We start from the raw sequence: 19,480 nt of genomic DNA, 5'->3' as shown, positions 1-19,480 counted from the left end.
GTATACCTTCCGGATAGCCCGAGTGCAACTAGTTCTTGTAACTTAAAGGTCAGGAAGCAAAAAAATCGGCTCGGATCTATGTTAAGAGAATTAATTCTTTGGGAGCCCGGGTCAAGACTTCGCAGCCATCTTCTGTCACCAGAACCATATCTTCAATGCGGATACCGCCCCAATCAGGAATATAAATACCCGGTTCCACCGTAAGAACCATTCCCGGTTCGATAACACGTTCTTCCCGCTGATTAAAGTTTGGTCCTTCATGAATCGCCAAACCTACAGAATGTCCTAAACCATGCCCAAAGTATTCCCCAAAGCCGGCATCTTCAATAATATTACGAGCTGCAGCATCAACCTCTCTGCCGGTTCGTCCAGGGGCCACGGCAGCGATACCGGCCCGTTGAGCGGCCAAAACAATTGCGTATAGTTCTCGATGTTTCTCAGTGGGTTCGCCTAAAAAAACTGTTCTCGTTATATCGGAACAGTATCCTTGATAAATCGCGCCGAAATCCATGGTGAGAAACTCTCCCATTTGTACCTTCTTCGGACTGGCTGTGCCATGCGGCATAGCACTTCGAAGGCCTGAAGCCACGATAAACTCAAAAGAACCTCCGCTGGCTCCCCGACGACGCATGGAGAACTCCAAATTCAGTCCGATTTCCTCTTCTGTCTGTCCAACTTCAATGGCTTTTAAGACTTCAGCAAAAGCCTCATCGGCAATTTGAACGGCTTGCCGGATTAAAGGTATCTCCTGGTCATCTTTGACCGAACGAAGATTATTGATAAGACTCGGTAAGGACAAAAGTTCACTTTGGGCAAATGACTGTCTCAGCTTTTCGTAATCCGTATAAGTAATAAAGTCACCTTCAAAACCCACTCGCTTAGATTGAAGGCCCATATCCCCCATGGCTGAAAAATGTTCATGTCCCGTCTTAACAATTTCAAAATCAGGCGATTGTTCTTTAGCCTGTTCTATGTATCGGAAATCTGTCAACAAAAAAGACCTTTCCAGGGTAATGACCAATGTTGCCTCGCCCCCGGTAAAGCCGCTTAAATACCTTCCGTTCTCAGGACGAAGAACCACATACGTATCAATGTTTTCTTCCTGCATTTGCTGGCGCATCCGTTCTAATCGAGTCAATGATTCAACCCCCTTTATTTTTTTGTCCGTCCAATTTGATAATCAATGGCAAAGCGCATTGCCAAATTGTAACCGTCAGATCCCAATCCTGATATTTGCCCAAGACAAACCGGTGCGATCAGAGACGTTTCTCGAAAGGATTCCCGAGCATGAATATTGGAAAGATGAACCTCTACAGTGGGTACCTTAACACCGCTTATAGCATCGCGAATGGCGTAACTCGTATGAGTCCATGCCCCAGGATTAAGAATCAGGAAATCCTCAGGCGTTAACATTTGTATCCAATCAAGCAAATCTCCCTCATGATTCGTCTGCCGACATTCAGCATTAAATCCTGCTTGTCCAGCAAGCCCTTGCACCTCTTGATTTATCTCTGCTAAAGTACGCATGCCGTAATGCTGCGGCTCACGTGTTCCTAATAAGTTTAAATTAGGACCATGAAACACATAAATACTTGCCAATTCATCACTTCCTTATTCCTCACTGAAAATATTATCATAATTTAGCACCGTAGCAAAGTAGTTAAGTGAACTCGTTCAGCTAAAACTGTACATCAGGGCTTCGATGGCGAAAGTTTCCTGTGGACACTTTCGCCGAGAGCGCCTAGCCCATAACAAATGCGATCGCGCTGAAGGAGGGACTCTACCCCCAGCGAAGCAAGGTATAGGAACCTATAAGTTACTATTCCAAACAAAAACCTCCGCTATACGGAGGCAAAATTTCAGATATTTAATAGTTGTTCCAAACTGCTCCCGCACCTAAGGAGACGATTGAAAGGGTTGAACGCTTTGCTGTTCTTTCATCTGAACCGTGGTTTGAGGCGTGGCTTTAATCTGTTCGGCGGTGTCACCGCTAGCGAGACGCGGAGAAAGAACAATATCCAAGTTGCTGATCATAATCTGCACTTCAGTAGGCCCGCCTTCGCCAGCAGGCTGAACTTTATGAATCTCAGTCCGGGGAAGAATAAAGTGAATTTCATGGGGAATTTTAGGCTCTCCAATTCGTTTGAGACGGAATTGGACTCCTTCAACTTCCATTTCCACATCATCAAGATAATCTCCGGCAAATTCTTGCCCTCGATCAGTACCTATAGCTGCATATTGTTCCTTCCCTTGGAGATTACTTTTCAACTCGGGAAGAACAATTTTTTGTCCAATTTGAAGTTTCCAAGGATCCAGATTTGGATTTACCCGCATAAAATCGTCGCAGGCACACCCCAGGCGCTCTGCCAGACGATGAAAATTGTCTCCAGGCTGAAGGATGTATTGTTTAACCACAGAAATCCCTCCTCGCGCTAACATATGCCGGAGAAGGGATGTTTCGTTCCACAATATTCCAGAACCTTAGCAGATACGTTACTCATTAGGCGAATAATAATAAATCTGCAGCAAGCTCTCTCCGCCTTCGGGAGCTAACATAATTTCCTGAATATAAATCTCTTCATGAGAATCTTCAAGAACTTCAAGCTGTGAAATAATAGTTTCCCAATTCCCCTGCAAATGCAAACGCAGCAGAGCATAATCAATGGCTGCTCCCTGGGAAATCACCCGGTTCTCCGGCGTTCCAAATCCTTCGACTTTCAAATCAGTCACCTTAACTCCGGCCTGAAGAAAATTATCTCGGCATCCTTCCACGATATCCAGAAATTGATCTCTTGTGGGAAGTTTGGGAACAGCTATGTCTAAGCTTGTCCTCGACATTGTTTCCCAATATATTATTTTCTTCCGCAAATCCTGTAGGTTGCGATAGGCCGGATTCCAGAATGTGCAAAATTCCAAAAGATTTAAGAAAACAAAAGCGACCAGACAAGCTCTGATATTGTTCTTGAAAAATGCCAAAGCTCATCCCCCCATTTCAAAATTGAACCCGGTCAATTGTTGACATCTTTTCGTTTCGCGCTAATGGAAAATTCAGTTTGCTCGGATGACGTTGAGGAATAGCCTGTCAGGACAGGCTGGTACCAACCTAATCTGCGAAGTCCTTGGATCAAGGATTGAATAGATCTAACGTCTCCTGCACTGCCGGTTAGAGAAAGAGTACCTTGCCTATAAACCAATTTCTTGATCGTTAACTGCGAGTCCAGTAAGTTTTGCACTTGCCCTAAAATGTCGGCCACTTTTTCAGAACGGGCTTGTATCATTTTCCAAGATCTCGTCAAGTCCATTTGGCGTCTTAATTGGGTTTCAAGTTCAGTACCTTGATGTAAAAGTTGCTGAACCCTATTCTGCTGAGCTGACATCTCTTGCCGCAGAAACACCCAACCGCTGTTTCCAAGCAGCAAGAGAGAAATTAAAGCTGCGCCTATTATTTGATACCTTTTTAGCATCTTCTCTGCCTTACTGGGTTGTCTCCAAAGATTTAGGGACGCAGACTTTTGCAGAAGGACAATCCCATAGGCAATAACAGCTTCTGCAAAACCTTGATATTCTCCAAGAGCCCATAACCATGTCTCGGGAACTGACTTAAATTTAGCCTGGGCCGCCGTGATGTAATCAGGAAGTGTTACACTCTTGACCAGGGATTCAAGACGCAAACCGCCGCTCCATAGAAGACATTTTAACGTCTTATCTGAATTTTGCGCCTTAAGATACAAGAGAAAGCTCCGAATTTCATTTTCCCATTCCTTTGAATATCTCTGAATATCTTGGCTGCAAATCTCGGCGTCAACGAGAGCAACGGTTGTTTCTTTGGCAAACAGAGTTCGCACTCTTTCAGGTATCTGACCTCGAAAAAGTGCGAATTGAAATTCATTGACCTCTTCACGAACGTAGAGAGTATCCTCATCAGGATTTAGTTCTAACCCCTGACCTAATACGGCCCATGAGAAATTAACCCCGCCTACCCTTATTCCAGCCTGTTTAAAAATAGCGACATACTGTTCAAGAACTTCACGGCGGGAAGCTCCCAGCAAAATGGTGAGGCTCTTATGCTTTTCTTCCCTGAGAATCACATAATCATAAAGAAGATCTGCACTGCTCGGTACTTCTTCAGCCACCAAAAGGGCTATGGCGGAATCTCTATAAGATCTCGCAAGCCAGGGTAGTTTATAGGAACGAATAAATCCTGTTTGCATGGGTATTGCTAAAAAGGCCAAGTGTCCATCACATGGGTTTTCCCTTTGATAATCCATTAAACAACCAAGCAGGGCGGCTTTATCACGGACAATCCCCTGTTCTATTACGCCCGTAATTTGAATTCGGTCAAACTTGACCGCCGCAGAGCTATGACTTTGTTTAAGTTTTGCAATCAGGGGAAGAGAAGCTTTAAAGACCCGAAGTTCACTGTCGGTTATTTCAAATACGACAAGTTTCTTGCGCATCAGTCACCTCCCGGGCTATTTAAACCATGCCCAATACAAATCAAAAATCCTCGGTCCCCACAATAAAGCCAGGACAGCACCTAAAGAAAGATAGGGGCCAAAAGGAATGTGTTGACGAAAGCCCTTTTGACCTATACCAAGAAACACTAGACCAACAATTGCTCCCAGAAAGCTCGCGGAAAAGACAGCCAAAAAGATCCCCGGAAAACCCACAAAAGCCCCTAAAGCAGCAACCAATTTAGCATCTCCCAGGCCCATACCCTGAGGATAAAATTTGGCTATCAGCCAAAAAAAACCTCCTGCCCCCAGGGAACTGAAAATACCCTCCCATCCTGACGGACTCCCCGGTATTAAAAAAGCCCCCAACAAACCCAGCCCCCATAGGGGAATCGTCAAAACGTCGGGTAAACGGTATGTGTCTAAATCGATAAACGATAAAGCAATCAAAACTGATATAAAGACCAGATTTAATAAAATTCGAGCCGGGTGAAGTCCCATTAAGAAACCCAGTGTACCCGTTAAGTAGAAAAAACAACCCGTAAGAAGTTCTACCATGGGATAGCGCCAAGAAACCTTAGCCTGACAACTTCGGCATCGGCCCCGTTGAATTAAATAGCTAATAATGGGAATAAGTTCCCAAGCTCGAAGAGCATGCCCGCATTTCGGACAATGCGAACCCGGTGAAACGATGGATTCCCCTTTCGGTACGCGATATATGACAACATTTAAAAAGCTGCCGATGATAATGCCTAATACACCGATCATCAAATTAAAGCCTATCAAAAAAGTTACCTCTTTTCTGAGTCTACCGATTTAGTTACTAATTTAATTAGTAATTATTAGTTAGTTAGTTGCTTATTTCAATTATTTAATTTGCTGATGTCCAAAGAACAGTCTTTAGATCGTCATCATATGCTCGGACTTCTGCCGCCAGACCGTCAGAAGACAAATAGATCATGATCGTTTTAATATCGTTACTACTATCTCCCGGTTCTGGAATCGAATACTGGCTTTTATCGGAATCAACCGCTGCCAATTGGGCAACACCAAACCCTTTGTTGCTATCTGCCACTGTTTGTTGGGTTGTTGTTTTATCCAGTTTTCCGATATATTTCGGAATCAGCTCGCTGCAAACCACTTCGCCCTCATCCGCTGTCAGTTCTCCATATTTCGGATACACTCCGTTTTCAACTTGAAGACGGTCGAGAGCCGCTTTAACCTGATGCGCAGTCGCCACATCAGCCTTTTTTCGTGCCAAAGCCGTACTTGACGTCATTTTGGGAATGATCACAGCAGCTATAATACCCATTATTATGATGACTGCCATAACTTCGATGAGTGTAAATCCATTCTCCCGCTGAAAATCATTCATCGGTTTCATAGGTTTCATTGTTTCATCCTCCTACTCGGATATTTCCTTCCTCATCTAAAAACTTCCCTTCCTTAGTTCCCATGTGAAAGCTTACTTCAGCTGAGAACTAAGATCAAAAACAGGAATCATTACTCCTCCGGCAACTAAACCAACCAGCCCTGCCATAATTAAAATCAAGGCCGGTCCAAGTATACGCGTAAATTGATCGAGGTTAAATTCCAGGTCTTTGCGCAACGAAAGCGCAATTTGCAAGAACATTTTATCTAAGTTCCCGCTTTCTTCGGCGACTGCGACCATCTCTGCCCCTTCTTTAGGAAAAATTCCGCTTTCAAGCAACAAATCCGCCATGGGATTTCCTTGTTTAACGCTGAGCATAAGCCGCTCTGTCAAGGCCAACATTTCCGTTGTTTGCAGCGTTCCAGCCGTTAACACCAGCCCTTCTAACAAGGGAATACCCGTCATTAAGAGGTGACCCAAGATACTGCTAAATTGAATTAAATCCCTGAGACGATATATCCTGCCAAGATAAGGCAAATGTCTAATCTTGTTGCTAAGGTAGTTCTGCCAATCCTTTGGTTTCCAAATTACGCAGATCAGCAGCATCACTACTGCCAGTCCCCCTATTACTTGCAACATCAGAGGGAATTTTCTTCCGACAACAAAAATGACTTGAGTCAATTTAGGCAACTCCACATTCATGCTTGCAAAGAGCCTCTCATACATGGGAAGCACACCTATGGATAGACTGCAGAGGACAACAAAAACAACCAGCAGTAAAAAGATTGGATAAGCCAGGGCAGCCTTTATTCTCTGCCTGAAGTTATCTTCTTGCTCTAATTCTGCAGCCACTTCACTCAAAACCTTCGCTAAATTTCCCGAATACTCTCCCGCTTTGATCATCGACAAGACATAAGCGTTCGGAGGCGATTTGAGCTGGAGAAGCGCTTCCCATAAATCACATCCGGCCGCTATAGAATTTTTGACACTTGACCACTGACTTTGTTCAAAGGTTAAATTCCCTTGAGACTTGGTCATAATCTCCAAAGCTTGGAGCAGAGGAATTCCGGCCTCTAATAATAAACTCAAGCGGTTTGCAAAATGACCCCATTGAGCGTTTGGACGAACAATGAACTCTGCAAACCAATTCTTATGGTTCTTAATCTTGACCGGTAAATATCCTTCCTTTTTCAACAGTGTTTGAACCTCGAAAGAGTCGTTTCCCAAGCAGCGACCGCTTTGCAAAATTCCTTCAGCATCCACCGCTTTCCATTTAAACCAGCGTTTACTCATCTGTGGAGACTGTCAGGGGTTTGCAGTTTTTCCTGAGCGATTTCATAGGTTACCAATCCTTTTTGAACGAGGTCAAGAATGGCTTTATCCATTGTTTGCATACCCAATTTGCTATTTGTTTGAATTACAGTAGGAAGCTGATGAGTTTTTCCCTCCCGAATTAGACTTCGAACGGCAGGAGTTGCGAGCATAACCTCAATCGCTGCAACTCTTCCCCGATGATCTGCTCTGGGAAATAACTGTTGAGACAGAATTCCCTGTAATACAGCCGCTAGCTGCACTCGGATCTGTTGCTGTTGGTGGGGCGGGAAGACATCAATCATCCGATCTACCGATTGTGTAGCATCATTGGTATGCAATGTGCTAAAAACTAAATGTCCTGTTTCAGCTGCTGTCACAGCCGTGGCGATTGTTTCAAGATCTCTCATTTCACCCACTAAAATCACATCGGGATCTTGCCGCAGAACAGACCGCAGAGCATTAGCAAAAGAATTTGTATCGCAGCCAATCTCACGTTGGTTCACTAAACTTAATTGGTGCTTATGCAGATACTCGATCGGGTCTTCAATAGTCATAATGTGACAAGCTCTCGTCCGGTTAATAAAATCAATCAATGAGGCAAGGGTTGTAGATTTACCGCTGCCGGTAGGACCCGTCACAAGCACCAAACCTTTGGGCAGCCTGGCTAAATCAAGGCTCACGGGTGGGAGGCCAAGGCTTTCCGGAGTTGGAATATCGTAGGGAATTAAGCGAATAACGATCCCAATAGATCCTCTTTGGCGAAAGACGTTGACCCGATAACGCCCAACCTGCGGTAAACTGTAGGATAAATCCAATTCTCCCAATTCAGCAAATCGTTTTCGCTGGATCTCATTCATCAGGGAATGGGCAAAGGTATCTAAATCGACCTGAGACAGCTTGTCCATGGGCAAAGGTTCTAATGAACCATCCACCCTGAGAACAGGAGGACTCTCTACCGTTAAATGGATGTCAGAGGCTTTTCTTTCTGCAGCATTAAGAAATAATTCTTCCATCGAAAGCATGTTGTTCTCTCCTCTTAGCGTTCTATCTCAGACGTTGTAAAAAGCATTTCTTCAATGGTGGTTAAACCTTGGGTAACTTTCAAAAGACCATCTTCATAAATCGTTAACATCCCTGAAAGTATTGCTTGTCGTTCAATATCCCTGGAATTATGCCGCGTAAGTACTAATTCCTTAATTTCCTGATTATAGTGCAAAAACTCATGAACCCCGATCCTTCCCTTAAAGCCTGTACCAAAGCATTTATTACAGCCCTGAGAGCGATACAATTGATTTATTGGCTTTGGTAAACGGAGAGCCCTTTTTTCCACCTCAGAAATGTTATAACCCTTTTTACAAGAGTTACATAAGCGCCGCACCAAGCGTTGAGATAAGATTCCCCTTACAGCAGACGCTAAAAGATAAGGCTCAATTCCCATGTCTAAAAGGCGCTCTAAAGCCTCGGCCGCCGTATTCGTATGCAGTGTTGACAACACTAAGTGACCCGTGAGGGAAGCCGTGATCGCTATACGGGCGGTTTCTTCATCGCGAATTTCGCCAATCATAATCACGTCGGGGTCCTGACGAAGGATATGCCTTAAACCGACGGCGAAAGTCAGTCCTGCCGGCAAGTTTACCTGAACCTGATTAATTCCCGGAAGCTGATATTCTACGGGCTCTTCAATCGAAATAATGTTTTGCTCCTCGGCATTTAACTCACGAAGAAGTGCATAAAGGGTCGTCGTTTTGCCGCTCCCCGTCGGTCCTACGACTAAAATTAAACCATTGGTATGCTTTAATAGCCCTTGAACCCCTACTTTAACCTCCGGACGCATGCCCAACTCTTCCAGAGAACGTTGGGCCATTTCAGGATTTAAGACGCGAACGACAATTTTCTCTCCGAAGACCGTCGGTAGGGAAGACATGCGCAGATCTACCTGCCGCGTGCCGACGCTAAAGGTCATGCGTCCGTCTTGGGGAATCCGCCGTTCTGCAACATCCATATTGGCCATTACTTTCAGTGAGGATATAATCGTGCGCGCTGTTGACGCAGAAAGGATATGTTTCTTAAGCAATTTACCGTCAATACGATAACGGACAACAAAATCCTTCTGACGTGGTTCCCAATGAATATCGCTAACCTCTTCGATCACCGCCTCCTGAAGCACTGAATAAACAAATCTTAACGTTGGGGCGTCTTCTTCCCAATTGTTGAATAATTCACCTGCTGCTTTTTCCGCAATCGTTTCATTATCCGTCTGTCTCATTAAATACGTCATTTGAGCCACAGATTGTTCAACAGTAAGATACTGGCGAATGGCAGCTTTAATTTCTTTCTCTCGAACGTAAACCGGAGCCACATCCATGCCGGTAATTATGCGAACAGTACGAAGAGCCCCTTCATCCGTCGGGTCTGCCATTGCGACCATTAAGCTTTTCCCTTGAAGCTGATAAGGAATAAGGGTATAACGTCGTGCTATTTCTTCAGGAATTAAATTAACAGCCTCAGGGTCAACTACGACTTGAGTCATAGAAATCTCTGGTATACCCAAGTATCGGCGCAAATCATCATTTAAAGTTTCACGGGATAGGACTTTTTTCTGAAGATGCTCTTCACTGTTGATGTTATCGATAGCTTTGTTTGCTGAAAAAGAATCAAATTTCCTTAGGCCCCTGAGATATCGAACAAATTCCAGTGCGTGTTTCATAATTACTGATGTAGCTCCTGATAACTTTTAACAATCCATTTCCCAGTTTTCTCTTGCAGGATTTCCTCAATTCTACGGACAGCTAAACCTGAACGCCCTTCGGAAATGATTTTATAGTCATCTCCGCTGCTCTCAATGAAGATAGCTGCCTGCCCCATGTCAAATACTACCTCTCCACGGCGCAGTCCAAAATCAGACAGCAAATGAGCCTTCGCCCATTCGACTCCTCCTTCAGCCATATAAAGCGCCTGTCGGCTCTGGGTCTCTCTCCTGACCATTCTCTTTCCTAAATTTGCCTTCATATACACTTCCATTCCCAATCCCGAAAAGGAGGCTAAAAGCAAAAGGATAAGAGGAGTTACGAAGCCTCTGGAGCAACACTTTGTGAAGATGTGCTGGGATAAACACGCTGGCGAACAACTTGTTTCCACGTGACACTCTGCTTGTCGACAGTCACCTTTAGAACTATTTCCCACAATCCCGGCTCCACCTCCACGCTTTCCCAACCGGTCAAGAAGCTTGCAATTGGCTGAGATACACCCATATGCTTCCAATACAGATCCCTTATTCCGTCGCCATCCAAATCAGCCACAAAATAGGAATCGACAATTTGTGAGGGATTCTCCTCCTCAATAATTGACGGGATGAGCTTCAATTCACAAGTTTCTTTGACCCATTGGACAGATTTTGCCCGCCGAATCTCATCACCCACTGTTCTAGCGGCTGTCAAAAGAGCATATTGGACCTCCAACTGACCTTTTAGAGTGCGTGCTTCTTTCCACATACCTGCCAAAAGGTTTAAGGCACTAATTAAAACTATTCCGGCAATTAGTAATCCGCTCAACACCTCCAAAAGAGTGAACCCGTCTTTGTTTTTCACTTCATTCAACCTCAAATAAACTCTCTATCTGGTAGTAATCTGAAGTTCCTCTTTCAATCCAGTATACATTCACCTTAACTCTCAATAATTGGGGGATATCATCCCAGTTGGAATCGATCCGCCACTGAAATTTTCCTTCATTTCCCTCTACTACTCCTCCTGGCAAGCAACGCTGTGCGTCGATATTGTCTCTCCAGCTTTGAGCCGCTAACTCCTCCATCTTCTTTTGAGCTAGATTTGCGGCCTCCATTAGGGATAAGGACTGATGCGCTTCGACTAATGCTCTTTCGTATAATCCATATAGAGCGGCAAACCCTAAAGAAAAAAGGAAGACTGCCAATAAAACATCCAACAAAATATAACCCTGAAAATATCGATAATCTCTCGTCTAACCACCTTCCCGGTATTTATGTTTTCCCTTCTTTAGCTTTTCTTGTTACTCCATTATCAACCTTCCTTCTTCCTATAGTCTGGAAACTCTCTTTTTTCGTACTCGACTGCTAATTAATCGTTATCCTTTAAAACCTTAGGTGTTTCATTCACTTATTGATCATCAATTATTGATAGTTATGACCTGCCCCAAGTTGTCAATTTGATAGCCCACCTTAGGGTCTAAGGGGTTTACTGGGATTTCAGGCAAATACGGTCCTCTCCATTCCTTTATATCATCAGGCAAATTGACTAAATCAGAAACACTGACGGGAAAGGTTCCGATATCAATTCGATATAACTGCGCGGCACCTTCGATTTCTTCGCGATTAGCCAGATCGGCCTCTAATCTTACAAAGTTAGAAGACGAATAGAAGTGAGGAACAGCTTTACCTAAAAGAACTCCCATTAAACAAAGAACAATCATAAGTTCCCAAAGGGTAAAACCCATTTGTACATTCTTCACTCTTTTTAGTGTCATCATTCTATTCATAGTTATTTGTCTCCTCAGATCGAGAATTACCTTGATTTTCCTTTAAACTTCTCTATCTATTTTAAAACTCCTTTTGACATCGACACATCTTTATTCATTATATGTTTATTAACGGTTCTTTTTCATTTTCCAACGACATCTTCAGTTTAGTTCCACATTTTAGCAAAAATAAGCAAAGAAGATCCGACTGGAATTAATATCCGAGCCGAATCTTCAAAGCCGCGAAGCAAATTATTAAGTTTTACCTGTTAAGACTCCCACTTCAAGTGGGAGTAGTAGTTCCCATACCTTGCGGCCTAATTGTTTTTCACAATAATTTTATGCCAAGCCGCCAAAATCTCATCATCCGTACAATCCTCAGAAACCACTGACTTCCCGATTCCTTGGGGAAGAACAAGAATTTTGCGGCCACCCTGATTTTTCTTGTCTGTTTGCATTCGCCGCAGCAAAGATTGAGGGTCTTGCTTTTCAATCGACGTCGGCAGGTCATAACGTTGAAGCAACTGTTTAATTCTTTCAACCTCTGTCAGAGTGAGAAATCCCTTGGCATTGGCCAGATAAGCCGCGGCAACGATACCTATGCTGACTCCCTGGCCATGAGTCACGCCGCGGTAATTCATTTCCGTTTCCAGAGCATGTCCAAAAGTATGGCCTAAATTCAATAAACGGCGAATGCCTTGTTCCCGTTCATCTTGAGATACAATCCTGACTTTAATTGAAGCGGACCGTGTTACCATCTCACGCCAAATTGCAGGATCTCGCTGCCTGATACTATCGACCTGAGTCTCATAAAAAACAAAAAGATCCTCATCATCTATTAAAGCATGTTTAATACTTTCCGCCAAGCCATTTTCGACTTCCTTCCAAGGCAAACTATTTAACGTCGAAAAATCTGTCCAGACAGCCAGCGGCGGATAAAAAGCTCCCAGAATATTTTTTCCCGCCGGATGATTGACGGCAACTTTACCGCCAATGCTGCTGTCTACCTGAGCTAATAACGTCGTAGGAACTTGAAGGAAACGAACACCTCGCATAAATGCGCTGGCAAAGAAACCGGCTAAATCTCCGATTACACCACCGCCTAAGGCAATAACTAACGTTTTACGATCTGCGCCGCAGTCCAAAGCAGCTGATGTCAGCCGGCTCAAACGTTCCAAAGACTTTTCCTCTTCCCCTTCCGGTACAGTTAACAAATCAACGCGATAATTCTCCAGCCCCTTCATAAGTCGCTCCAGATAAAGATCTGAGACCTTCTTGTGTGAGATGACAAGAATATGTTGGATTTTATCGGACAGAGAATGCAAATAATCTCCCAACTCTTCCAGCGCAGCTCCTAAATAAACCGGATATCTTTGTTTCGCTGCAACCTCAATTTTTTCTGGTAAACTCATGGATAGCCATCCTTCCCAGGTGAGCCAGGATTTCGCCCACCACTTCCTCAATAGTTCTAAAGGTTGTATCAATGGTAAAATCGGCCTTTTCGTAAAATGGCTGCCGTTCCAGAAATAATCGTTCAATTTCGTCATGAGTACTTCTGAGAAGCGGGCGGTCGTTCTTATGGCCGATTCGATTGAGAATCACGTCCAGCGAGGCGTACAAACTGACGATAACTCCATTTTCCGCCAGAACACCCCAATTTGACGAATTCAATACTGTCCCCCCACCGGTAGCTATAACTAGCTCATCCTCCTGAGACAGTCTTGCGACGACGATCTTTTCTTCAGACCGAAAGCGGGTCTCTCCATAACGCCGAAAGATTTCACTCACACTTAATTCTGTTACTTCTCCGATTTCAGCATCCGTATCGACAAAATTCCATGCCAGTGCCTGAGCTAAGCGCCGGCCAACTGTACTTTTGCCGGTTCCCATAAATCCAATGAGAACGATGTTCCTCATGGAGCTTCTTCCTCTCTCCCTGTAATTTTAAATATTCTTTAGATATTCTTGATAAGTCTGCCAAGAGGCTTCTAACTCTGGAAAACTATCTGCGGGAAATTTTTCCAAAATTGCTTCTGCTATGACCCAAGCAACAACATGTTCCAAAACCACCAAAGCGGCCGGAACTGCACAAACATCAGAGCGCTCCACACTTGCTTTGACGATTTCCTTTGTTTCAAGATGAACAGAATTCAGCGGTTTATAAAGAGTAGGAATTGGTTTCATGACAGCATGGAGGACAATCGCCTCTCCGTTGCTCATCCCTCCCTCAATTCCTCCGGCATGGTTTGACTCCCTGTAGAACCCTTGACCCGGCCGATATCCTATTGGATCATGCACCAAGGAACCCATTTTTTCTCCGGCATCAAAACCTATACCAAAAGAGACTCCTTTAATAGCTTGTACAGAAAGAACAGCTTGAGCTAATCTTCCGTCGAGTTTACGATCCCATTGTACATGAGAACCCAGCCCTGCCGGAAGATGAAGAACTTGGACTTCTAACAAGCCTCCTAAGGATTCTCCTTCCTCACGAGCTGCCTGAAGACGTTCCCCCATTAGGCGTTCGGCCACAGGGTCTCCCACCGACCACTCTGATTGCTGAACACGCTGCCAATACTCAGCATCCTCCGATAATTCAGCATGAACACCACTTACAGCGGTCACCCGCCCCCTAATTTCCACTCCTAATTGGGACAAGCCTTGCCTTACAATACTCCCGATTGCCACTCTCATTGCTGTTTCGCGAGCGCTCGCCCTTTCCAGGATGTTCCTTACTTCTGTACGATATTTTAAAGCCCCTGTCAAATCCGCATGACCTGGCCGAGGAGTCATCACTCTTCGGCTTTCTAAATCTGCCTTTTCCTCCCAGGTCATGATTTTCTCCCAGTTTTCCCAATCCCGGTTCAAAATTTCCATGGCCAGAGGAGCGCCAGTGCTCAATCCGCCCCGTACTCCAGAAATAAAATGGACTTGATCCTGTTCAATAGCCATCCTTCCCCCGCGTCCCGGACCTTGCTGCCGTTCTTTCAAAGCCCGATCGACTATTTCTTTGGAAATCTTCATACCTGAGGGAAGTCCTTCAATTATCCCTATCAGCTTTTGACCATGAGATTCCCCTGCGGTTAAAAAACGCACTCTAATCCCTTCCCTCTGCTAAACTAAAAAATTTGCTGACTTAATATAGAAAATGTTACTCAAGATAATAAATTTTAGTTGAACGAGTTCACTTTTCTCGAATTCTCATCCCTACTGGGGCAACGACAACACTTCGACGCTCTCCAAAAGAGTTAGTTAAACTAATAGTTGTTCCTGCGCTTCTGCCAGAAGCATTAAATAAAAGATTGTCCGGCTGTCCGAGAAATCGGATGCCCTTCAGCAAAGAAATGTCTTCGATTCTAGTCCCCTCTTTGAAAATCTGATAATGATGTTCACCTTGAGTGTAAAACTTAACTTGATACCAATCATTTTCAGCCAGGGCAGCCTGTCGGGCATCCCGAATCTCTTCTAATAATTGAGTTGTCACAAGGGATAGTCGATCCTGCTCCCATCGATTGGGAAGCTTGACGAGCAGTGCATAGCCTGCTCCTGCCAAGAGTGTCAATACCAATAACATTTCCAGAAGAGTAAATCCGTACTCTCTGTCCCCTGTCTGTGACATGGTTCTCTTCCTTTTGTTTTTTTATAACCTCTCCCGCTGCATCTGATCTTCCAGGCCTTTAAGCATAACCTCAATTGGCGCCTGTCCGCCCAGCCAAAATTCCCAAGCCAATGCTCCTTGATGGAGAAGCATGCCAGTTCCATCTAAGACACGACATCCCAACTTATTAGCTTCTTGCAGAAAAGAGGTTCTCTGAACGGTTACGATGATATCGACGGCCAAGGCCTTTGGACAAAGGCCTTCCAGTGAAAAGGGAAATGGTTCGCCACGTAAACCCAAGGAGGTTGTCTGAACTAATAGGTCAACGTCCTCCAGCCAATCTCCCGGCTTAAATTCGCCAAAACTTCCCTTACCGCCTTTAGAATCTAGAATTCTAACTAGCTCTGCCGCTTTTTCAGGTGTTCGATTAAGAATATGTACGTGCATACCTTTGGCTGCGAGAGCTAAAGCGATCCCTTTCGAAGCTCCTCCGGCACCTAGAACAACTGCCCTTTTGTCCGTAAATTCCCCAAGCTCACTCTCGATGGAACAGATAAATCCGTCCCCATCCGTATTATGACCTATCTTTTCCCCATCGAGAATCTTTACGGTATTCACGGCACCGGCTCGCTTGGCCTGGGGCGTAAGGATATCGAGATGCGGAATAATAGTCTCCTTATGAGGAAGTGTAACATTCCAGCCGCTAAAACCTAGGGCACACAACCCTTTGACAGCTTCGTCCAAACGATCAGGGGGCACTTGAAAACGATGGTATTGCGCATCAATACCCAGATATTTATAGCCCGCATTATGCATTGCCGGCGAATAAGAATGCCCAATGGGGTTCCCAATCACAGCAAAATGTTTTTCCATAGCATCCATCCCTTATCAAAGTTTTAATAATTATTGACAATGAGTCATCACAATAGTGAAAAAGGAATGGCTGACCCATTCCCTTGTTGTTATAATTCTTAATGTATTTTAGGACTATACGGTTTCGCAGGGGCAAAATGTTTCATCAGCCAAACAAGGACCTTTTCCATCCGCCGCATAATCCGCGTTCCAATAAATTCACGATCATTAATAGGGGTCACAAGAATCGTATAGAGGCCGAGCCGATTTCCGCCTAAAATATCTGTGAATAACTGATCGCCTATAACAGCTGTGTCATTCTGCCCTGTACCTAACAATTCTAATCCCGCACGGAAAGCCCTTCTGCGCGGCTTTGTCGCTCCAAAAACAAAAGGAATTCCTAACCGTTCCGCAACAACTGCCACGCGTTGTCTCTTCTTATTATTTGACACGACGCAGGCAGAAATGCCAGCCGCCTTGACTTTGATAAACCACTCTCTAACCTTTGGACCCACTTCGACATCATTCCAAGGTGTCATAGTATTGTCTAAATCGATAATGAGCCCCTTAATTCCATCTCGAACAAGTTGCTCAACAACAATGAGATCTATGGAAGGAGCTTGAAGTGTTGGTCGAAAATAGTCAAACATTGAACCCTCCAAGTATAGAACTTTTCATAATTATACCTTAGGTAATACGCTTCAAGCAAGTCAAGAGGGTATTAATTTGAAGTTGTATTCGTGTAGAACTTTTCGCAAACCCGTTCTAATCCACACAGATCGTGCCAATTATGAATAAGAACATACCAGTTAGGTACAATACTTTTGTAGAAAATGGTTTCCCCTTTGCACTTTTTGGCAACAAACGAATGAGAAAATGAGCTATTCCTGAGTGAATCAGAGTACTAGACTTCTTTAGATTATAATCTTGGTTTTATTCAGATTAATTTCAGGGAGACCCTTTATAGTTATTACAAAGGCACATAACATTGACTGAATAAAATCTTTTAAGGAAGTGAGTTCATTGAATTGTAAACCATCATTAAAAATAGCTCTTGATTTTACTATGATCATTATTTACTTACTTTTATTAAATCCTTTTGATACCGGACTGGTTTTCCACGAATTTGCAGGGGTCTTGGCCATCACTCTCTTTATCCTTCACCTCTTTGTAAACTTGACGTGGATTAAAAACATCTTTAAATTCCAATTCAGAGGAGTATCAGCAAAGAAACGACTATGTATATTCTTAATTAATATTGGATTATTCCTTTGTGTCAGCATTATAGTCATAACCGGTATTCTTATTTCTCGAGTAATTTTTCCAGTTGAATTAAGTGGAAATTCTGATTTTCTAGTATCAGTTCATAAATCAGTTTCATATTTTTGTCTAGGATTAATATCCATACATATTGTATTGCATCGAAAGTATTTATCTGCCTCCTTAGGCAGTATGCTTGCATATGGCAAAAGAAAACTAGTACTAGCTCTAGGAATAGGATTAATTCTAGGTATTATATTTGACCGTAATCTACTAGGATCTAATAAATCGTTAAGTAATCCCACGAGCCCTCCAACAGTATCAATGCGAAATTCCCTTAATCCCCCCAGCGAAGGCAACCTAACTCAGGGAGATCGACCAAATTCAAACCAGGCCTATGACAACACTCCAGGAGTTAATCACCCTAGTTTGTCCGATTATCTTGGAAACCTGTTTTGTACAGGTTGTAATAAGCATTGCCCTCTTTTAAGCCCGGGATGTAATAGAGGGGAAACCCAAATGCAAGCAGCTATGACAGAATATCAAAACTTATATGGTCAAACTTCAAGTGACACCACAATAGATCAGGGACAAGAATACAATTACAATAACAGTAATAATAGCAATAACGATAGCTATTCAATACCAAATTCGCAGGAAGAAAATCACAGAAACAGTGATCAATTTAATGATAGGACATTTCAGAACCATCGTCATAGAGGCTTTCATGGAACAGGTTTCCGAGCATAAGCAGATCCATTGTAGCTCGTACGAAGGCAGCGTCGTTAAACAAGGAGCCGCTGCAAAACGACAATCGAAAGAAATATGCATACAGAAAATTAGCCTGAGAGGACGCGTTTTGACACATCATTACGCCTTTTGGGCTTTTTTTATTAATACTTAAAAACACTTAAGCAAATACCATTGCAGATTGTGCAATAGTAACAACCTTTGCAAATTTTATCATACTAGTTATGGATTAACGTATTTTGGCTAAAGGTTTTAAATTATGTTGTAATTTGTTAAAATTTGTCTTATAATATAAGAAATGTTCTGATTTTCTCGAAATCAACATATTGTATATTTAGGGCAAATTGTTCGAAAGAGCGAGACGCAAAGCTAAAGGGTCTAACTTCCATCGGGAATATGACAGCCTAGCTGCAAACTAAGAAGTGTAAGCAGCCTTTTGTTGCTTACATTTTTAATTTCAGAAGCCGTTATTTTGGCTTATTGGGTCATATAAATACCATAATTCCAATACATATGTTAGGAAAACTATGGAAAGAGAGATGGATTTGCTTGAGTCAAGGTTCTTTACTAATCGTTGATGACAATCTTGGAATTCGAAGTCTTCTGAATGCTCTTTTTTCTTCGAAAGGGTACACCGTATTGACTGCTACTTCAGGAATTGAAGCATTGTCATTAGCGAAAGAGCAATTGCCCGACCTAATAATATCCGACATCAAGATGCCTGGTCTGAATGGCTTAGAGCTTCGCGAACAATTACATCGTTACAATCCGAACATTCGTGTCATTTTAATGTCAGCTTATACGGATCAACAAGAGATCAATGAAATACTTCATAATGGCGGTATCGATTATGTCATGACTAAGCCTTTTGATTTGGAGGAGCTCAGCATTGCAGTTGATAACTTATTATTGAACGGACATCGTCAGTAAGGTTGGCCATAGCTAAAGCCCTCATCTGTGAGGGCTTTAGCTATGCGCACACTGCAGTTATAAATTTATTTCGCACAAAGTTTTTTGCTGTCTCTATTGAAATCAATAATTACTTTTGTATTTTTCTCAACAGGATCTGGAAGCATCGCGTACCCAAGAGTCATTTCCATTAAACTCTTGCACGTTTTCCTTTGCGTCACGGTACAGCCTATATCTACTAATTCCTTTGCGCTTAGCTTTATACCCAGAGCCGCAGCATCACAATAATAATACGAACCGTTGACATTCATCCCTTCATTACTATATGGACACATTTTAAATTCCCCCTTTAAAATATAACTTAATAAGCGTTTAGGTTGCTTATAAGTACCAAAAGAAACACTTTGTCACATAATTCACAATTATAATTATTATTTGTGATTGTGAATACTATCACTAAAGGTACTATACCATATATTTGTCCTG

23 protein-coding genes and 1 riboswitch are annotated in these 19,480 nt (G+C 43.2%); of the genes, 2 read left to right on the top strand and 21 right to left on the bottom strand.

Annotated features, from left to right (window positions below; all coding sequences use genetic code 11):
* Window positions 1–76: 76 nt before the first annotated feature.
* The 20 genes from ACPUYX_RS18680 to ACPUYX_RS18585 all read right to left on the bottom strand — a co-directional run bounded on the left by ACPUYX_RS18680 (window position 77) and on the right by ACPUYX_RS18585 (window position 16,725).
* The gene (locus ACPUYX_RS18680; RefSeq protein WP_426381126.1) at window positions 77–1,138 is read right to left on the bottom strand and encodes a M24 family metallopeptidase; all 1,062 of its coding nucleotides are present in this window, start codon (window positions 1,136–1,138) and stop codon (window positions 77–79) included.
* Between the two features lie 14 nt (window positions 1,139–1,152).
* A complete protein-coding gene (aroQ, locus tag ACPUYX_RS18675) occupies window positions 1,153–1,599 on the bottom strand; it encodes a type II 3-dehydroquinate dehydratase (protein ID WP_426381125.1) in 447 nt (148 codons plus the stop codon).
* 297 nt (window positions 1,600–1,896) lie between these two features.
* Window positions 1,897–2,415: a LysM peptidoglycan-binding domain-containing protein gene (locus ACPUYX_RS18670; RefSeq protein ID WP_426381124.1), complete on the bottom strand. Its 519-nt coding sequence runs from the start codon at window positions 2,413–2,415 to the stop codon at window positions 1,897–1,899.
* 78 nt (window positions 2,416–2,493) lie between these two features.
* The gene (locus tag ACPUYX_RS18665; protein ID WP_426381123.1) at window positions 2,494–2,976 is read right to left on the bottom strand and encodes a hypothetical protein; all 483 of its coding nucleotides are present in this window, start codon (window positions 2,974–2,976) and stop codon (window positions 2,494–2,496) included.
* 32 nt (window positions 2,977–3,008) lie between these two features.
* Entirely contained in the window at window positions 3,009–4,457 is a 1,449-nt protein-coding gene (locus ACPUYX_RS18660; protein ID WP_426381122.1) for a competence protein ComA, read from the bottom strand.
* A 15-nt stretch (window positions 4,458–4,472) separates the two neighbouring features.
* The gene (locus ACPUYX_RS18655; protein WP_426381223.1) at window positions 4,473–5,222 is read right to left on the bottom strand and encodes a prepilin peptidase; all 750 of its coding nucleotides are present in this window, start codon (window positions 5,220–5,222) and stop codon (window positions 4,473–4,475) included.
* Window positions 5,223–5,325: 103 nt separating this feature from the next.
* Entirely contained in the window at window positions 5,326–5,838 is a 513-nt protein-coding gene (locus ACPUYX_RS18650; RefSeq protein WP_426381222.1) for a type II secretion system protein, read from the bottom strand.
* 81 nt (window positions 5,839–5,919) lie between these two features.
* On the bottom strand, window positions 5,920–7,119 hold the full coding sequence (locus ACPUYX_RS18645; protein WP_426381121.1) for a type II secretion system F family protein: 1,200 nt from the start codon (window positions 7,117–7,119) through the stop codon (window positions 5,920–5,922).
* Window positions 7,116–8,162, bottom strand: a complete 1,047-nt coding sequence (locus ACPUYX_RS18640) for a type IV pilus twitching motility protein PilT (protein WP_426381120.1) — start codon at window positions 8,160–8,162, stop codon at window positions 7,116–7,118. The genes ACPUYX_RS18645 and ACPUYX_RS18640 overlap by 4 nt, the downstream gene beginning before the upstream one ends.
* Window positions 8,163–8,176: 14 nt before the next feature.
* Window positions 8,177–9,847, bottom strand: coding sequence for a GspE/PulE family protein (locus tag ACPUYX_RS18635; RefSeq protein ID WP_426381119.1), 1,671 nt, complete (start codon window positions 9,845–9,847; stop codon window positions 8,177–8,179).
* Window positions 9,848–9,849: 2 nt separating this feature from the next.
* Window positions 9,850–10,149 carry a hypothetical protein gene (locus ACPUYX_RS18630; protein ID WP_426381118.1) on the bottom strand — a complete coding sequence of 100 codons (300 nt, stop codon included), beginning with the start codon at window positions 10,147–10,149 and terminating at the stop codon, window positions 9,850–9,852.
* A gap of 56 nt (window positions 10,150–10,205) precedes the next feature.
* The gene (locus ACPUYX_RS18625; RefSeq protein ID WP_426381117.1) at window positions 10,206–10,727 is read right to left on the bottom strand and encodes a PilW family protein; all 522 of its coding nucleotides are present in this window, start codon (window positions 10,725–10,727) and stop codon (window positions 10,206–10,208) included.
* 1 nt (window position 10,728) lies between these two features.
* A complete protein-coding gene (locus ACPUYX_RS18620) occupies window positions 10,729–11,079 on the bottom strand; it encodes a type IV pilus modification PilV family protein (protein WP_426381116.1) in 351 nt (116 codons plus the stop codon).
* 201 nt (window positions 11,080–11,280) lie between these two features.
* Complete coding sequence (locus ACPUYX_RS18615) at window positions 11,281–11,649, bottom strand: competence type IV pilus major pilin ComGC (protein WP_426381115.1); 369 nt, start codon at window positions 11,647–11,649, stop codon at window positions 11,281–11,283.
* Between the two features lie 296 nt (window positions 11,650–11,945).
* A complete protein-coding gene (aroB, locus tag ACPUYX_RS18610) occupies window positions 11,946–13,040 on the bottom strand; it encodes a 3-dehydroquinate synthase (RefSeq protein WP_426381114.1) in 1,095 nt (364 codons plus the stop codon).
* Window positions 13,018–13,545 carry a shikimate kinase gene (locus ACPUYX_RS18605; protein WP_426381113.1) on the bottom strand — a complete coding sequence of 176 codons (528 nt, stop codon included), beginning with the start codon at window positions 13,543–13,545 and terminating at the stop codon, window positions 13,018–13,020. The genes aroB and ACPUYX_RS18605 overlap by 23 nt, the downstream gene beginning before the upstream one ends.
* A 27-nt stretch (window positions 13,546–13,572) precedes the next feature.
* The gene (gene aroC / locus ACPUYX_RS18600; protein WP_426381112.1) at window positions 13,573–14,721 is read right to left on the bottom strand and encodes a chorismate synthase; all 1,149 of its coding nucleotides are present in this window, start codon (window positions 14,719–14,721) and stop codon (window positions 13,573–13,575) included.
* Between the two features lie 88 nt (window positions 14,722–14,809).
* A complete protein-coding gene (locus tag ACPUYX_RS18595; protein WP_426381111.1) occupies window positions 14,810–15,244 on the bottom strand; it encodes a prepilin-type N-terminal cleavage/methylation domain-containing protein in 435 nt (144 codons plus the stop codon).
* A gap of 21 nt (window positions 15,245–15,265) precedes the next feature.
* Window positions 15,266–16,096 carry a shikimate dehydrogenase gene (gene aroE, locus ACPUYX_RS18590; protein ID WP_426381110.1) on the bottom strand — a complete coding sequence of 277 codons (831 nt, stop codon included), beginning with the start codon at window positions 16,094–16,096 and terminating at the stop codon, window positions 15,266–15,268.
* A gap of 98 nt (window positions 16,097–16,194) precedes the next feature.
* Window positions 16,195–16,725, bottom strand: coding sequence for a YqeG family HAD IIIA-type phosphatase (locus tag ACPUYX_RS18585; RefSeq protein WP_088226369.1), 531 nt, complete (start codon window positions 16,723–16,725; stop codon window positions 16,195–16,197).
* 373 nt (window positions 16,726–17,098) lie between these two features.
* Here ACPUYX_RS18585 and ACPUYX_RS18580 point away from each other — a divergent pair, with 373 nt between their 5' ends.
* Together ACPUYX_RS18580 and ACPUYX_RS18575 are read left to right on the top strand one after the other, a co-directional pair.
* Window positions 17,099–18,085: a DUF4405 domain-containing protein gene (locus ACPUYX_RS18580; RefSeq protein ID WP_426381109.1), complete on the top strand. Its 987-nt coding sequence runs from the start codon at window positions 17,099–17,101 to the stop codon at window positions 18,083–18,085.
* A gap of 328 nt (window positions 18,086–18,413) precedes the next feature.
* Window positions 18,414–18,501: riboswitch (cyclic di-GMP riboswitch) on the top strand.
* Between the two features lie 133 nt (window positions 18,502–18,634).
* On the top strand, window positions 18,635–19,015 hold the full coding sequence (locus ACPUYX_RS18575; RefSeq protein WP_426381108.1) for a response regulator: 381 nt from the start codon (window positions 18,635–18,637) through the stop codon (window positions 19,013–19,015).
* Window positions 19,016–19,080: 65 nt separating this feature from the next.
* Here the strand turns inward: ACPUYX_RS18575 and ACPUYX_RS18570 are convergent, their stop codons facing one another.
* On the bottom strand, window positions 19,081–19,329 hold the full coding sequence (locus ACPUYX_RS18570) for a hypothetical protein (protein ID WP_426381107.1): 249 nt from the start codon (window positions 19,327–19,329) through the stop codon (window positions 19,081–19,083).
* Window positions 19,330–19,480 lie beyond the last annotated feature (151 nt).

Source organism: Desulfosporosinus sp. SYSU MS00001 (genome assembly GCF_049943955.1).
Taxonomy (GTDB): domain Bacteria; phylum Bacillota; class Desulfitobacteriia; order Desulfitobacteriales; family Desulfitobacteriaceae; genus Desulfosporosinus.
This window is presented reverse-complemented; position numbering and strand designations above follow the sequence as displayed.

Coding starts and splice junctions, on each gene's coding strand:
- ACPUYX_RS18660 (WP_426381122.1), bottom strand. CDS start 4,457: ATGCGCAAGAAACTTGTCGTATTTGAAATAACCGACAGTGAACTTCGG.
- ACPUYX_RS18655 (WP_426381223.1), bottom strand. CDS start 5,222: ATGATCGGTGTATTAGGCATTATCATCGGCAGCTTTTTAAATGTTGTC.
- ACPUYX_RS18650 (WP_426381222.1), bottom strand. CDS start 5,838: ATGAAACCGATGAATGATTTTCAGCGGGAGAATGGATTTACACTCATC.
- ACPUYX_RS18645 (WP_426381121.1), bottom strand. CDS start 7,119: ATGAGTAAACGCTGGTTTAAATGGAAAGCGGTGGATGCTGAAGGAATT.
- ACPUYX_RS18640 (WP_426381120.1), bottom strand. CDS start 8,162: ATGCTTTCGATGGAAGAATTATTTCTTAATGCTGCAGAAAGAAAAGCC.
- ACPUYX_RS18635 (WP_426381119.1), bottom strand. CDS start 9,847: ATGAAACACGCACTGGAATTTGTTCGATATCTCAGGGGCCTAAGGAAA.
- ACPUYX_RS18630 (WP_426381118.1), bottom strand. CDS start 10,149: ATGAAGGCAAATTTAGGAAAGAGAATGGTCAGGAGAGAGACCCAGAGC.
- ACPUYX_RS18615 (WP_426381115.1), bottom strand. CDS start 11,649: ATGAATAGAATGATGACACTAAAAAGAGTGAAGAATGTACAAATGGGT.
- aroB (WP_426381114.1), bottom strand. CDS start 13,040: ATGAGTTTACCAGAAAAAATTGAGGTTGCAGCGAAACAAAGATATCCG.
- ACPUYX_RS18605 (WP_426381113.1), bottom strand. CDS start 13,545: ATGAGGAACATCGTTCTCATTGGATTTATGGGAACCGGCAAAAGTACA.
- ACPUYX_RS18595 (WP_426381111.1), bottom strand. CDS start 15,244: ATGTCACAGACAGGGGACAGAGAGTACGGATTTACTCTTCTGGAAATG.
- aroE (WP_426381110.1), bottom strand. CDS start 16,096: ATGGAAAAACATTTTGCTGTGATTGGGAACCCCATTGGGCATTCTTAT.
- ACPUYX_RS18585 (WP_088226369.1), bottom strand. CDS start 16,725: ATGTTTGACTATTTTCGACCAACACTTCAAGCTCCTTCCATAGATCTC.
- ACPUYX_RS18570 (WP_426381107.1), bottom strand. CDS start 19,329: ATGTGTCCATATAGTAATGAAGGGATGAATGTCAACGGTTCGTATTAT.